Below are 12,513 nucleotides of genomic sequence, written 5' to 3' on the forward strand. Positions count from 1 at the left end.
GCCTTACGGTTCCCGACGGCTGTTGTGCCGCTGGGGCGCAGCGCGCTGTGACGGCTTCCGCAACTACAGCTGAGCCGCCTCAGTCCAGACAGAACTCATTGCCCTCAGGGTCGGTCATCACGATGAAGCCGGCGCTCATCGGGGGAGCGGGCTCGGCGCGACGTACCCGCGTTGCCCCCAGCGCCACGAGCCGGTCGCACTCGGCCTCCAGCGCCGCCATCCGCTCCTCTCCCCGCAGTCCGGGAGCCGCACGGACGTCGAGGTGGACACGGTTCTTGGCGACCTTGTCCTCCGGCACCTGTTGGAAGAACAGCCGTGGGCCGTGCCCCTCCGGGTCCTCGATGGCCGATCTCGTATTGCGCTGCTCCTGCGGTACGCCGGCCCGCGCGAGGAAGTCGTCCCATGCGGCCAGGGGGTTGGCGTCCTCGGGCAGGTCGACTCCGGGCGGGCCCGGGTGGACGTAGCCCAGTACGTCACGCCAGAAGGACGACAGTGCTCGCGGGTCGTGGGCGTCGAAGGTGACCTGGACGTGGCGGCTCACCGGGGTGCTCCCTTCGCAGCGGGATTCGTCTGCAGGTAGAGGTCGCGCAGCAGGCAGACCTCGGACAGGTGGTGGATCAGCTCGCGATGGATGCGCAGCACGAGATCGGTCGTGGGCGCGTCGGGGAAGGGCTCCTTCTCGCCGACTGGTACCCGGCGTCCAGCATCGCCGAGGCCGCGCACCCCGGTCAGCCAGATGTCGAGCTGGGTCTCGATCTGGTCGAGCGCGGTGGCCGCGCTGCTCGCGTACTCCCAGCTCTCGTACGACGCCGTCGGCGCGCCGAAATGCGCCGCGTTGCGCGCGGCGAGCACGCCGTCGAGCCGGGCGCGGAGCTGATGTTCACAGTGCACCTCCCATTGCTCGCGCAGCGCCCGGTTCCAGTCGAGTTCGTCCGTATCCATGCGGTCCACCCTGGCACCGCCGGGGGCGCCAGGGGCAGGGGGCCGCCAGCCGGAGTAAGGCAGGCGAACCGGTGCTCGAACCCACCGAAACGATGAACTGGCGTACACAGCAGGGCCGTTGGGACGTAAGTTGAGCGGCGGACATCCCCTGCCTCGGCTGAAGGACGGACGCTGCCCATGCCCGACCAAGCAAGTACGCCCGGACCGGCGGCACATCAGAAGATCGACACATCGGTGCCGCACTCCGCCCGGATCTGGAACTACTGGCTGGGCGGCAAGGACAACTACCCCGTCGACAAGGAGGCCGGCGACGCATACACCGCCGTATTCCCCGGCATCGTCACCATCGCCCGCAGCAGCCGCGCCTTCCTGCGCCGCAACATCACCTACCTGGTTTCCGAGGCGGGCATCCGCCAGTTCCTGGACGTCGGTACTGGCCTGCCGACCGCTGACAACACCCATCAAGTCGCCCAGCGGATCGCCCCCGAGACCCGGATCGTCTACGTCGACAACGACCCGATGGTCCTCGCGCACGCCCGTACTCTGCTCGACTCCACCCCGCAGGGGGCGACCGCCTATGTCGCCGCCGACGTGACGGAACCGGATCGCATCCTGGCGGCCGCCGCCGAGACGCTGGACCTCACCCGCCCCACCGCCCTCATCCTCAGCAACATCCTGGGTCACGTCGCCGACCCCGACCAGGCACGCTCCATCGTCACCCGCCTCATGGACGCACTGCCGTCCGGCAGTTACCTCTCCATCAACGACGGTTCGCAGGGCATCGACCCGGTCTTCGAACAGGCCCAGGACGCCTACAACGAAAGCGGCGCCGTCCCCTACAACCTGCGCACCGTCGATCAGATCACGGCCTTCTTCGACGGCCTCGACCTGATAGACCCCGGAGTCGTCTCGGTCCCCCTCTGGCGCCCGGACGCCACCGCCTCCCCGGCCCCGGAGCCGATCGGCGAACACGGCGGTCTTGCCCGCAAGCCGTGACGCCCTGCCCCAGACGTACGGAGGTCTCCGTGTGCGCGGGGGCTCCGCCGTATGCCCAGGTCAATCCCAGGCGGTCCAGGTGCTGTGGCTATCCTCACAAATCGCGCGATTGGTGCCTTTTCGTGGCACTGGTCACTTCACGCAACCGTCGCCTCGTCTACGTTCGCAGCTCCGTGTCCCTGCCCCCCGAACTGCCGAGGCCCCATGCCGTACCGCCCGAATTCCCGTGCGACCACGCAGAGCGCGAGCACGCCCGGCCGACACGGCAGGCGTGCCGGCCTCTGCGCGGCGCTTCTCACCGGCTCCGTGGTCACCCTCCTAGCGGTCGGCTCGATCGCTCCGGCCGCGGCAGCCGTCACCGGGCCGTCGGAGGGTTCCGGGGCCGGCACCGCACAGGCGACTGCGACGAGCGAGGCGCGCGTGACGACCGCCGTGCTGGACCTGGACCACCCCACCCGGAATCCACAAGTGCGCGGGAAGGACGTCCCCTACGACACGGCCAGCATCATCAAGGTCGACATCCTCGCCACGCTGCTCCTCCAGGCACAGGACGCCGGACGTGGCCTCACCCAGCAGGAACGCACCCAGGCCGAGGCGATGATCGAGCACAGCGACAACGACGCGGCGACCGCGCTCTGGCGGGAGATAGGCCTGGCACCCGGACTGGAGGCGGTGAACAAGCGCCTCGGCCTGTCCTCGACCGTGGGCGGGGCCGGCGGGATGTGGGGACTGACGCGCACCACGGTGACCGACCAGATCCGCCTGCTGCGCGCGGTGTTCGCCGACGGCACGACCTCGTCCGCGAGCGGGTCCGTACTGACCACGACGTCCCGGAACTACATCCGTACGCTGATGACCCGCATCGCCGCCGACCAGTCATGGGGCGTCTCGGCGGCCTCCGACTCAGGATGGGCGCTCAAGAACGGCTGGCTGCAACGCAGTACCACCAACCTGTGGGACATCAACAGCGTCGGAGAAGTCACCTCGGGAACACACCACTACCTCGTCGCGGTCCTTTCCGACGGCAACGCGACGATGGCGGGCGGCATCGCGGCGGTCGAAAGCGCGGCCCGCACGGCGGTGTCCTCGGCGCGGACGGCCGGCTGACGGCGGAACGCGAGGGCACGTCCGGCTGACGGCCTCTGCGGAGCACTTCCGTTCTGGACAGGATCATCACCCCATCCTGAAGACGACCGGCCGCGCTAGGCACGGTTCGCTGTCAGGGCTGCGGGGCCGTTTCCGGGGTGGGTTCGCGCGTGGTTCGTGCCTGCGTGACGGCGTCGTAGAGGGCTTTCGGTTCATCGGCGTGGAACCTGATCACTGTGACGAGGCGGGTCGCGCCGAGGAACGTGGGTGCGTTGACCGGTTCGGCGAGTTGGAGGGTGAGGGAGGTCTGTGATCCGACGGGGAGGTTCAGTTCGCCGGGCTTCTTCTCGTGGGTGAAGCGAGTGTCGCGGCGGAGGGAGGCGATCTGGTCGAGGGGGAGGCGGATGTCGATGCCGGCGGCCTGGCGGATGCGCAGGATGCGGCCGGCGAGGACGTGCGGCCGGGTGCGGGACGCGGCGTGCAGGCCGAGGACGAACAGCACGGTGTAGACGTCCACGACCAGGAGTGCGATGTGGATGAGGGGCCAGTCGGCGAGCAGGTAGGACAGGGCGACGGTCTCGACCACGCAGGCGAAGGTGAGGCCGTACATGGTGGTGGCCTGGTCCCGGCCGTGAGTGAAGACCGCGTCCGCTCCCTTGGTGCCGTGTGGCCGGCGGGCGACCCATCGGATCAGGCTTTCCATGACCCGGCGCTCGTGCGAGAGGAACCGCGCCGCGGACGAGGTTACGGATCGTGTGTGCTCCTGTGGCGCGGGCGCGGCGGGCTGCGGCCGGGCCGCCGGGGGAGTCGAGGTCGTCTTGCCGGTGGTCATGCCGGTCCTTCCTGTCGGCGCTTGACGAGTTCGAGCGCGCGGTGGACGGCCGCCGCCTGGGCCGGGGCCAGGTCCTCGTAGAGGGCCTCGGCCAGGCCGTGGGCGTCTGTGCCGGGAATGTGTGTCGCCAGGCTGTCGGGCAGAAGGGCCGCGAGCGCTGAGGCGGCTCGGGCCACGTGCGGGCCGTCCGGCTCCTGTCCGGCGAGGCCGTCCAGGAGGCTGTAGACCTGTCCGGCGTGCTCGCGCATCTCCTGCAGCGCCGCCATCAGCGAAACCCTCCTCTCCTTGGGGGTCGCGGCGTCGAGGAACTCCAGGTGCTCGCGGTCCTTCACGGCCATCGGCGAGTCACCGAGGTCGCGGAGGTCGCCGAGGGCGGCGAGCAGGTCGGAGAGCTCGGGCGACACCGGTCCCTCGGGGAGCAGTGATCCGTCCTGCGCCTGGACCAGCAGCGAAGCCAGTCGCGTCCGCCGCTCCCGGATATCGGCCTCTTGTCGTGCGAGGTCGGCGTCCAGCTCTTCCAAGACCTCCCTCAGGTCATGGCCTTCGGCGTCCGCGAGGACGTCCCGTACCTCGTCGAGCCCGACGCCGAGCTCGGTCAGACGCCGGATGCGGGCGAGCAGGACGGCGTCTCGGAGGCCGTAGTCGCGGTAGCCGTTGCCGCGCCGCTGGGGCTCGGGCAACAGCCCTAGATGGTGGTAGTGCCGCACGGCCCGCGGGGTGACCCCGACCAGCGCTGCGACTTCGCCGATTCGCATGCGACCAGTGAAAACCATGACGTTGCGGCAAGGTCAAGCACACACGGCCACGCGGTGACCGGCGCCTCCGACCCCGGCGGAAGGCCGCGACCCATCCCTTTGACCTTGCCGCGACGTCATGGTCTTCACTGAAGGGCACCGGCTCCCGGGCGATCACCATCCCGGGGCCTCCACCTCCGAAAGGACATCGAGATGACCACCACCGTCGACCGGAACGTGGCCCTGCTGCGCACGGCGTACCAGTGCGTGGAGCGCGGCGACCTCGACGCGGCGACGGAACTGATGGCCGAGGACTTCATCGCCAACGTCCCCGGCAGCCCCGACCCCCTGCACGGCCGGGAGATCTGGCGCTCCAGCACCCGGGCCATGCTGGACGCCTTCCCGGACCTGAAGATCGACGTCCAGGACATCTTCGGCGCCGGCGACAAGGTCACGGTGCTGGTCACCTTCCAGGGAACCCACCTGGGAACATTCCAGCAGTTCGAGGCGACCGGCCGGAAGGTCGCCTACCGCAGCGTCGAGGTCTACCGCATCGAAGGACACAAGATCGCCGAGGAGTGGGTCGCCCCGGACCTGATCAGCCTCATGCAGCAGATCGCGCCCACCACAACCGACCACTGACCCACCCGCCTCTGTGCCGGCAACCCCGACGGGCCCTCTGATCCTTCTGCTGGCGAGGTCAGCGGATCCGACGCGGCTCAGGCGGGGCACCTCAGGCGGCGCGGGCGAACACTATGAACGCAATGATCGACGGGTAGTCCCCATCTGCGGCGCTTCCTAACATCACGGATCGCAGGGCAACTTCGCACAGCGAATTCATAGGAGCCGCTCCCGTGAGGACACTTGACCCGCCCGTACCGGTACGACGACGACTCTCGTCCCCTCGTTACCGGCGGGCAGTACTGGCCGCCGCCCTCGCCGCGGCACTGCTCGGCACGCTCGGCAACGCCCCCGCGCCCCAGGCGTGGACCGCGCAGCCCGCGGTGGCCGCCTGCCCGCCCAACCTGGTCGGGAAGGCGACCTGTTACACCGGCCAGGACACCAACGGGGCGTATTACGCGATCGCCGTTCCGACCCGCTGGAACGGATCGCTCGTCGTGCACGCGCACGGCGGTCCCGATCTCGGCGATTCTTCGGACCCGTCACGCAGCACCGACGACCTGCAGCGTTGGGCGGTGATGGTCGAGGAGGGGTACGCCTGGGCCGGCTCGTCCTACCGCCGCGGTGGCTACGGGACCCGGATGGCCGCCGCCGACACCGAGAACGTGCGCAGACTGTTCGTCTCGGAGTTCGGCAAGCCGAAGCGGACCTACGTGCACGGCCAGTCCTGGGGCGGCGACGTCGCCGCCAAGGTCGCGGAGACGTACGGCAGACGGTCCGGCGCCTACGACGGCGCGCTGCTGACGAGCGGCGTCCTCGGCGGCGGTTCGCGCGGCTACGACTACCGCGTCGACCTACGGGTGGTCTACCAGTACTACTGCCACAACCACCCCCGCCCGACTGAACCGCAGTACCCGCTGTGGCAGGGACTGCGCGCGGACTCCACCATGACGAGCGCCGGGCTCCGCGCCCGCCTGCAGGAGTGCACGGGATTCGCCTCCGACCCCGCGGAGCGGACCGCGCTGCAGCAGCGCAACCTCGACGACATCCTCGCCGTCACCCGCATCCCGGAGCGAGCGATCGAGTCACATCTGCGGTTCGCGACCTTCACGTTCCGCGACATCGTGTCGACCCGGCTCGGCGGCCGCAATCCCTTCAGCAACCGGGGCGTGTGGTACTCGGGTTCACACGACGACAAGGCGCTCAACGCGGGTGTCGAACGGTTCTCGGCCGACCCCACCGCGCGCCGCGACCTCTCCTACGACAGCGACCTGACCGGCAAGGTCTCCATCCCTGTCCTCACCCTGCACGCGATCGACGATCCGACGGCCTTCGTCGAGCACGAGGCGGCCTACCGTGCCACACTCCAGGGCGCAGGCAGGGGCGGCAACCTCGTCCAGACCTTCACGAAGGAGACCGAGCACAGCGCGCTGAGCGACTCCGAGTACGCCAACTCCATTGCAGCTCTGGACACTTGGGTGCGCCACGGACGCAAGCCGACCCCGCGCTCGGTCGCGGCGTCCTGCGAAGCCTTCGATCAAAAGTACGGCAGCGGATGCTTCTACGACCCGGCCTTCCACCCGGCGCCGTATGCCTCACGGATCCGGCCCCGGCCGGGCGGGCTCGCCTGGCCCGCCATGACCGCGGCACAGGAGCGGGCATGGAGCCGGATCGACGGCGTGGGGATCGCCCCCTGACCCCCGGCTGAACGAGGTCCTGTCGACCTGGGCAGGACGGGCAGCGAACACCCCCTGATCATCGACGCCATCGGCGTCCCTCTCGCGGATGCGGGGCTTGCCGGTCGTGGCTACGACCACGACCACGACAAGTTCCGTCGTTGGTCCGGGGGTTCGGCGTAAATCCACTGTTCGTCCGACGCGGCACGGAACACGACTCCGGCCTGGGCACCCAACGCCGGGTCGTGGACCGCGCGTTCGCCCCGGCCGGTGCACAAGGTTTTCGCAAGGCCGATGGTTCAGCGTTGGCGTCGCCAAACACGCACGGTCGTGTTCCGGGGGCCAGCCCCCCTGTCTTCCAAAGAGACCTACGTCAGCAGACCTTGGCGTCGGGATGTACGACGTCACGGGGAGAGCCAGCATGAGCATGAGGAAGACAGTGGCAGGGTGGGCGGCGTTCGCGGCCGCGAGTGCGGTGGTGGTGAGTGCCCCACCTGCGGCTGCTGAGACGACCTTGCACGGATGTGTGCACAACGACGCATCGGTCACATTGACGGCCATCCGGATCCGATCGAACCCCGCGACGTGCAGCAGCCTTCTCGTGACGTGGCCGTCGAGTTGATCGTGAGCGGACGCGAGGCACCCAACAGTGAAGTACCCAGCGAAGGGGATGCGTTGTGAAAGTCAGGACGTGGACTTCGGTGCTGAAAAGGCCGGCCGTGGTCGCCGTATCGGCCGCCGCCGCTGTCATCGGTTTCTCGGCTGTTCCTGCGCAGGCGTTGTCGTACGACCTGAGTACGACCGGCGCCGCAGGGTCGGCCACCTATGTCGGGAACGGTGACTGGTCGCTCCACGCCCATGACCCTCTCACCGATGGTCACTGCGCCCGCTTCCAGGTGAAGGACACGGACGACACCAGTTGGCGGTGGTACGGCGACATGGTCTGTACATCCGCCGACCAGTACGTGACGGGAGCCCGCTCGCTGTGGTCCGTCCGTATCTGCCGGACGGGCATTGGGAACTGTTCCGCCGCCGTCAAGCTCTGAACGATCAGCGGACAGGCTCGTGGCAGTGGCGGTGCGGGCCCGGCCGGTTGACGGGGTGGGCGTTGTCCGTTCGTGCCCGTTCCGGCACGGTGGGCGGGTCATTGTGTGTCGAGCATCTTGCGGATGTCCTGGGCGCGGGGGGAGTTGAGCGCGGAGTAGAGGTCAAGGGCTTTGCCCAGTTGGTCGGCGGCCTTGTCCGGTTCGTTGGTGTCCCGGAGGACGGCGGCTGTTCCGAGGTGGGCGCGGGCCTGTTCTTCCTGTTCCTCGATCTCACGGGCGACGTCGAGCGCCTCGGCGTGTGCTTGGAGCGCCTCGGTGGCCTGTCCGAGGCCGTGCAGGGCTTCGCCGAGGCCGTTGAGGGCGCCGGTCTCGCCGTAGCGCTCGCCGGTGTCGCGGAACAGTCTCAGGGCTTCGCGCTGGTGTTCGGCCGCTTCTTGGTGGCGGCCCAGAGCGCTGAGTGCGTTGCCCAGGTTGGACAGCGCGTGTCCGGTTCCGGCGGCGTTGTCGAGCCGCCGGAACAGTGTCAGTGCCCGTTCGAAGTAGCCTGCTGCCGCCGCGTGGTCGCCCTGCCGTGCCGTGAGGATGCCGAGGTTGCCGAGGGCACTGGCCTCCCCGAAGGGGTGGTGTGCGGCACGGTACAACTCAAGGGCTCGTTCGTAGCGTTCGGCCGATGCCGTGAAGTCCTCCAGTAGTTCCAACACGATGCCGAGGTTGTTGAGGACATCCGCTTCGCCGGGTGCGTCGCCGGCCGAGCGAAAGAGCGCCACCGCTCGCTCGTGGTGTTCGGCGGCCTGCCGGTAGCGCCCGCGCAACTCGAACAGGACACCCAGGTTCGTGAGGTGCCGGGCCTCGCCGACCGGATGGACGGTGTCGCGGCACAGAGCGAGAGCGGTGTCGTGGAGCTGGCGCGCGCTGTCGTAGTCGCCGAGCCGCCGGTGGACGGCGCCGAGGCAGGCGAGGACGTCCACCTCGCCGCGCGTGTCGCCCGCCGACCGGGTGGCCAGCAGGGCGTGCGTGTGGATGGTCAGGGCGTCCGTGTAGTGCCCTGAGCGCTCGTAGTGGCGGTGCAACGTGGTGGCGATGCGCACCGTGTGTCCGGACGGGCCGGGCTCGGTGGTGCGCGAGCACAGCGCCACCAGGGTGGGTTGCGCGGCGGTGAGCCAGGCGCGCGCCTCCTCCGCCGTGCGCAGTGGTGGCAGTCCGGCGCCGGAGTACTCGACGGCGGGGCGCAGGTGGCGTTCGGCGGGGTAGAGGACGTCCATGGCCGCCGCGGAGGTGGCAAGGCAGTGGTCGAGCAGCCGGGTGAGCGCGGCATGGTGCTCGGCCGGCGTCTCGTGCCGGGCGGTCAGCTCCGCGGCGTAGGCCCGCAGCAGATCGTGCATGGCGTACCAGCCGGCCGGGGTCCGGTTGAGCAGGTGCGCGCGGACCAGCACGTCGAGGGCCTGCCGCACCGTGTCCACGGGCTCGTCGGCCAGCGCGGCGGCCGAGTGGGCGTCGATGTCGGGTCCGGGGTGCAGACTGACGAGTCTGAAGAGGCGGGCGGGCAGGTCGGCGAGGCGGGCGCACGACCATGAGAAGACGGCACGGACGGCGACCCGGGGATCGTCGCCCAGGTCCAGCAGGTCCAACCGCCGCTGATGGTCCCGGAGTTCGGCCACCAGCCGGGGGAGTGCCTCGGTGGGCCTGGACAGCACCAACTGCGCCGCCACTCTGAGGGCCAGCGGCAGCCGCGCGCACTGCTCCGCCAGCTCCGTGGCGGCGATGCGCTCCGCGTCGACCTGTTCACCGATCAGCACCCGCAGCAACTGAACGGCTTCGGCGCGGGAGAGCGCGTCGAGCACCACGCGGTGCGCCCCGTGTACCGCCGCGAGTGAACTCAGTGAGTCCCGGCTGGTGATCAGCACCCGGCAGTCGGGGCTGCCCGGTAACAGATGCCTGACCTGGGCGGCGGAGGCGGCGTTGTCCAGGACCACCAGCAGTCGGCGTCCGTCGAGGGCCGGGCGGTAGCGTGCCGCCCGCTCCTCCAGGCGCAGCGGGATCTCCGGCCGGGGCACGCCGAGGGCGGCCAGGAAGCCGGTCAACGCCTGGGCCGCGGAGACCGGTTGGTGCGGGTCGTAGCCCCTGAGGTCGACGTACAACTGTCCGTCGGGGAAGGCCTCCCGTGACCGGTGTGCCCAGTGCACCGCGAGCGCGGTCTTGCCGACACCCGCGGTGCCCAGGACCGCGGAGACGATCGCCGTGGTGGCGCCCTCGACGACGCCCTCGCCGAGCAGGACCCGGGTCAGGTCGGCGAGTTGCTCGTCACGCCCGGTGAAGGGACGGACGTCCATGGGCAGTTGGGCCGGAACGGGCAGTGCGGCAGGCGTGACGGCCGGCCTTTGCGGCACCGGCGTTCTGCTGGACAACTCCTCGTACACCGACCGCAGTTCGGGCCCGGGCGCGAGACCCAGCTCGTCGGCCAGCTGTTCGCGGATTCCGGTGTAGACGTGCAGCGCGTCCGCGCTGGAGCCGGCGGCCGCGAGCGAGCGCATCAAGGCCGCGGCCAGCTGCTCGGACAGAGGGTGGTCGGCCAGCAGGGGCCGCAGCAGTTCGGGCACCTTGTCCGAGCCGGCCTGGCGCAGACAGACCTGTGCCCAGGCACACGCCGCCTCGATCCGTTCCTGAGCCCAGGCCGCCCGCATCCGTTCGGCCCAGCCTCCGGGCAGTCCCTCCAGCGCGGCGCCGCGCCATAGACGCAGCGCCTGTTCGAGGAACTCGGCACGCTCCGAGTCGGAGTACGTGGGCTTGCGACCGCGCGCGACGAGAACACGGAACCGCGTCAGATCGACAGCATCGTCGTCCGCCTTCACCACGTATCCGCCGGACACCTTCCCCAGACGGAGTGAGGGGCTTTCGGCCCCCGCGCCGCTCTCCTGGGCCGCAGCTTCGTCCAACAGCCGTCGCAAGCGGCTGACGTGGGAGTAGACCACCGAGCGCGCGCCGTCGGGCGGATCGCCGTCCCAGAGCCGATCGATGAGCGTCTCCACGGCCACGGGCCGTCCGGCGTCCGCCGCCAGCGCGGCCAGGACCGCCCGCCTGCGTGGCTGCCCCAGATCCCACTCGCTGTGCGCGGCGAGCAAGTGCATCTGGCCGAGCAGAAGGAGCTTCAACAACCCTCCATCGCAAGATTTTCGCAAGATGCATCCTAGATCCTCACATGAGTGGTCGTCAGGCGGACGGCCAACCCAACTGCCGTACGCATAAGGGACGTTGACGAGGAGACAGGTCATGAAAGTTCGCAACTGGGGCGCATCGGTGACGGTCCTCGTCCTCGCCGCGGCGGGAACCGCGATCGCCACTCCGGCGAGCGCCGCCGGCTGTTACGGATCCTCGTGCGAGGGCAAGGATCCCGCCGCCTACTGTCAGAGCGACGCCATCACACCCTCCAACGGCGCCGTGTGGCTCGGCCCGGCCTACGTGGAACTGCGCTACAGCCCCAGCTGCCGTGCGGCCTGGGCCCGCATATCGCACGCTCCCTATGTCCCGCAGGACCAGTCCACACCGTGGGCCACCGTCCACCGCACCAGCGACGGCAAGGAGTACACCTGCTCCGTGCCTCAGGGCGCCACGGGCTGCTACACCAAGATGGTCAACGACATCAACGTGAAGTCGTTCGCGAAGGGCATGTACGACGGCGGCGCGCAGATCTGGCAGGGCTCCACCGGCTCCTACTGACCTCCCGCACGTAGCGAACAGGGCCGCCTTGAGGGCGGGGTTGACCCTCGCGCCGACGACGGGGAACAGGTGGGGGAGCGCCTGCTCCGCGGCTTGCGGCAGGGTGCTGGGTCGGTGCGATGAGAAGGCCCCGGCTGTACGGGGGACAGCCGGGGCCGACGGGAAGCGACGAGGGCAGGGGCGCGGGACGCTGCTCGTGTCTGGCGGTGGGAGCGATGACGATCCGTACCGGGAGAGTGGCCACCCTCCCGGCCACGGCTACCGGGGCTGGGGCCTGTGCGAGGTTGTGATCGACCGCCGGGTGCTCCTGGGCAAGTAGCCCTGGTCGGCGGGCTCATGAGTTGCATATGGTCGGCATGCACACCGGCAACGCGTACGTTCGTGTACCTCGCGCGGACGGCAGTACCCTCCCCTTGAACCCCCGAACCCCCGAACGAACTTCATCGGCGGGGGCGACGGAACCCGGCGCAGCGTGGAAACCCTGTACTCATCAGTCAAGAGCCGCTTCTGATCGCGTGTGCCCTTGCCGATGACTGGATGACTGGTGCCCTTCGCTCACCGGGCACTGGCACGGCCGCGCGAAGTGAGGGCATTCATACGGGAGTTCAGCTCGCTGGATTCCCGACCGGTCATCTCCAGCGCCGCTCTGTGGCACTCGCCACCCGTCCCGCGGCCGACACGGAGGCAGCGACATGGATCGAGTGTCGCCGCCCGACACCGAGGTGGCCTCTCGACCATGACGTCGATAGCGTGAGGCGACCGGCGGACCACCATCCACCCCTGCTGGATAGGCTCGTTGCCGTCGAATTCCCACACTGAAGGCAGGCGGGCGGCGGCCGAGTCGTAGAGCCGTTCACCCTTGGCTC

The 12,513-nt window shown here is 69.6% G+C and carries 11 protein-coding genes; 6 read left to right on the plus strand and 5 right to left on the minus strand.

Features of this window, described 5'->3' with window-relative positions; translation table 11 throughout:
- Positions 1 to 79: 79 nt before the first annotated feature.
- Together OO70_RS02980 and OO70_RS02985 are read right to left on the minus strand one after the other, a co-directional pair.
- On the minus strand, positions 80 to 541 hold the full coding sequence (locus OO70_RS02980; protein ID WP_043663187.1) for a VOC family protein: 462 nt from the start codon (positions 539 to 541) through the stop codon (positions 80 to 82).
- The gene (locus tag OO70_RS02985; RefSeq protein ID WP_043663188.1) at positions 538 to 942 is read right to left on the minus strand and encodes a hypothetical protein; all 405 of its coding nucleotides are present in this window, start codon (positions 940 to 942) and stop codon (positions 538 to 540) included. The genes OO70_RS02980 and OO70_RS02985 overlap by 4 nt, the downstream gene beginning before the upstream one ends.
- A gap of 177 nt (positions 943 to 1,119) precedes the next feature.
- On the opposite strand from OO70_RS02985, the gene OO70_RS02990 reads away from it, so the two are divergent.
- Together OO70_RS02990 and OO70_RS02995 are read left to right on the plus strand one after the other, a co-directional pair.
- A complete protein-coding gene (locus OO70_RS02990; protein WP_043663191.1) occupies positions 1,120 to 1,938 on the plus strand; it encodes an SAM-dependent methyltransferase in 819 nt (272 codons plus the stop codon).
- A gap of 204 nt (positions 1,939 to 2,142) precedes the next feature.
- Positions 2,143 to 3,045 (plus strand): serine hydrolase, encoded by a 903-nt coding sequence (locus OO70_RS02995; RefSeq protein WP_043663194.1) that lies wholly within the window; start codon positions 2,143 to 2,145, stop codon positions 3,043 to 3,045.
- Between the two features lie 112 nt (positions 3,046 to 3,157).
- Here the strand turns inward: OO70_RS02995 and OO70_RS03000 are convergent, their stop codons facing one another.
- Positions 3,158 to 3,856 carry a hypothetical protein gene (locus OO70_RS03000; RefSeq protein WP_106971602.1) on the minus strand — a complete coding sequence of 233 codons (699 nt, stop codon included), beginning with the start codon at positions 3,854 to 3,856 and terminating at the stop codon, positions 3,158 to 3,160.
- Positions 3,853 to 4,611 (minus strand): MerR family transcriptional regulator, encoded by a 759-nt coding sequence (locus OO70_RS03005; protein WP_043663197.1) that lies wholly within the window; start codon positions 4,609 to 4,611, stop codon positions 3,853 to 3,855. Before OO70_RS03005 ends, OO70_RS03000 begins: the two co-directional genes overlap by 4 nt.
- A 192-nt stretch (positions 4,612 to 4,803) precedes the next feature.
- On the opposite strand from OO70_RS03005, the gene OO70_RS03010 reads away from it, so the two are divergent.
- From OO70_RS03010 to OO70_RS03020, 3 genes are all read left to right on the plus strand, one after another.
- Positions 4,804 to 5,232 carry an ester cyclase gene (locus tag OO70_RS03010; RefSeq protein ID WP_043663200.1) on the plus strand — a complete coding sequence of 143 codons (429 nt, stop codon included), beginning with the start codon at positions 4,804 to 4,806 and terminating at the stop codon, positions 5,230 to 5,232.
- 212 nt (positions 5,233 to 5,444) lie between these two features.
- Positions 5,445 to 6,908 (plus strand): alpha/beta hydrolase, encoded by a 1,464-nt coding sequence (locus tag OO70_RS03015; protein WP_051740526.1) that lies wholly within the window; start codon positions 5,445 to 5,447, stop codon positions 6,906 to 6,908.
- 680 nt (positions 6,909 to 7,588) lie between these two features.
- A complete protein-coding gene (locus OO70_RS03020) occupies positions 7,589 to 7,933 on the plus strand; it encodes a hypothetical protein (protein ID WP_199827230.1) in 345 nt (114 codons plus the stop codon).
- A 98-nt stretch (positions 7,934 to 8,031) separates the two neighbouring features.
- Here the strand turns inward: OO70_RS03020 and OO70_RS56585 are convergent, their stop codons facing one another.
- Positions 8,032 to 11,082, minus strand: coding sequence for a tetratricopeptide repeat protein (locus OO70_RS56585; protein ID WP_051740528.1), 3,051 nt, complete (start codon positions 11,080 to 11,082; stop codon positions 8,032 to 8,034).
- Between the two features lie 118 nt (positions 11,083 to 11,200).
- On the opposite strand from OO70_RS56585, the gene OO70_RS03030 reads away from it, so the two are divergent.
- Positions 11,201 to 11,647: a DUF2690 domain-containing protein gene (locus tag OO70_RS03030; RefSeq protein ID WP_043663205.1), complete on the plus strand. Its 447-nt coding sequence runs from the start codon at positions 11,201 to 11,203 to the stop codon at positions 11,645 to 11,647.
- The last annotated feature ends 866 nt before the right edge of the window (positions 11,648 to 12,513 follow it).

The sequence above is a fragment of the Streptomyces xylophagus genome (genome assembly GCF_000716435.1).
GTDB classification, from domain to species: Bacteria; Actinomycetota; Actinomycetes; order Streptomycetales; family Streptomycetaceae; genus Streptomyces; species Streptomyces xylophagus.

Excerpts from the sequence above, each read along its gene's own strand:
- OO70_RS03005 (WP_043663197.1), bottom strand. The coding sequence starts at position 4,611 with ATGCGAATCGGCGAAGTCGCAGCGCTGGTCGGGGTCACCCCGCGGGCC.
- OO70_RS02990 (WP_043663191.1), top strand. The coding sequence starts at position 1,120 with ATGCCCGACCAAGCAAGTACGCCCGGACCGGCGGCACATCAGAAGATC.
- OO70_RS03030 (WP_043663205.1), top strand. The coding sequence starts at position 11,201 with ATGAAAGTTCGCAACTGGGGCGCATCGGTGACGGTCCTCGTCCTCGCC.
- OO70_RS02985 (WP_043663188.1), bottom strand. The coding sequence starts at position 942 with ATGGATACGGACGAACTCGACTGGAACCGGGCGCTGCGCGAGCAATGG.
- OO70_RS02995 (WP_043663194.1), top strand. The coding sequence starts at position 2,143 with ATGCCGTACCGCCCGAATTCCCGTGCGACCACGCAGAGCGCGAGCACG.
- OO70_RS03000 (WP_106971602.1), bottom strand. The coding sequence starts at position 3,856 with ATGACCACCGGCAAGACGACCTCGACTCCCCCGGCGGCCCGGCCGCAG.
- OO70_RS03010 (WP_043663200.1), top strand. The coding sequence starts at position 4,804 with ATGACCACCACCGTCGACCGGAACGTGGCCCTGCTGCGCACGGCGTAC.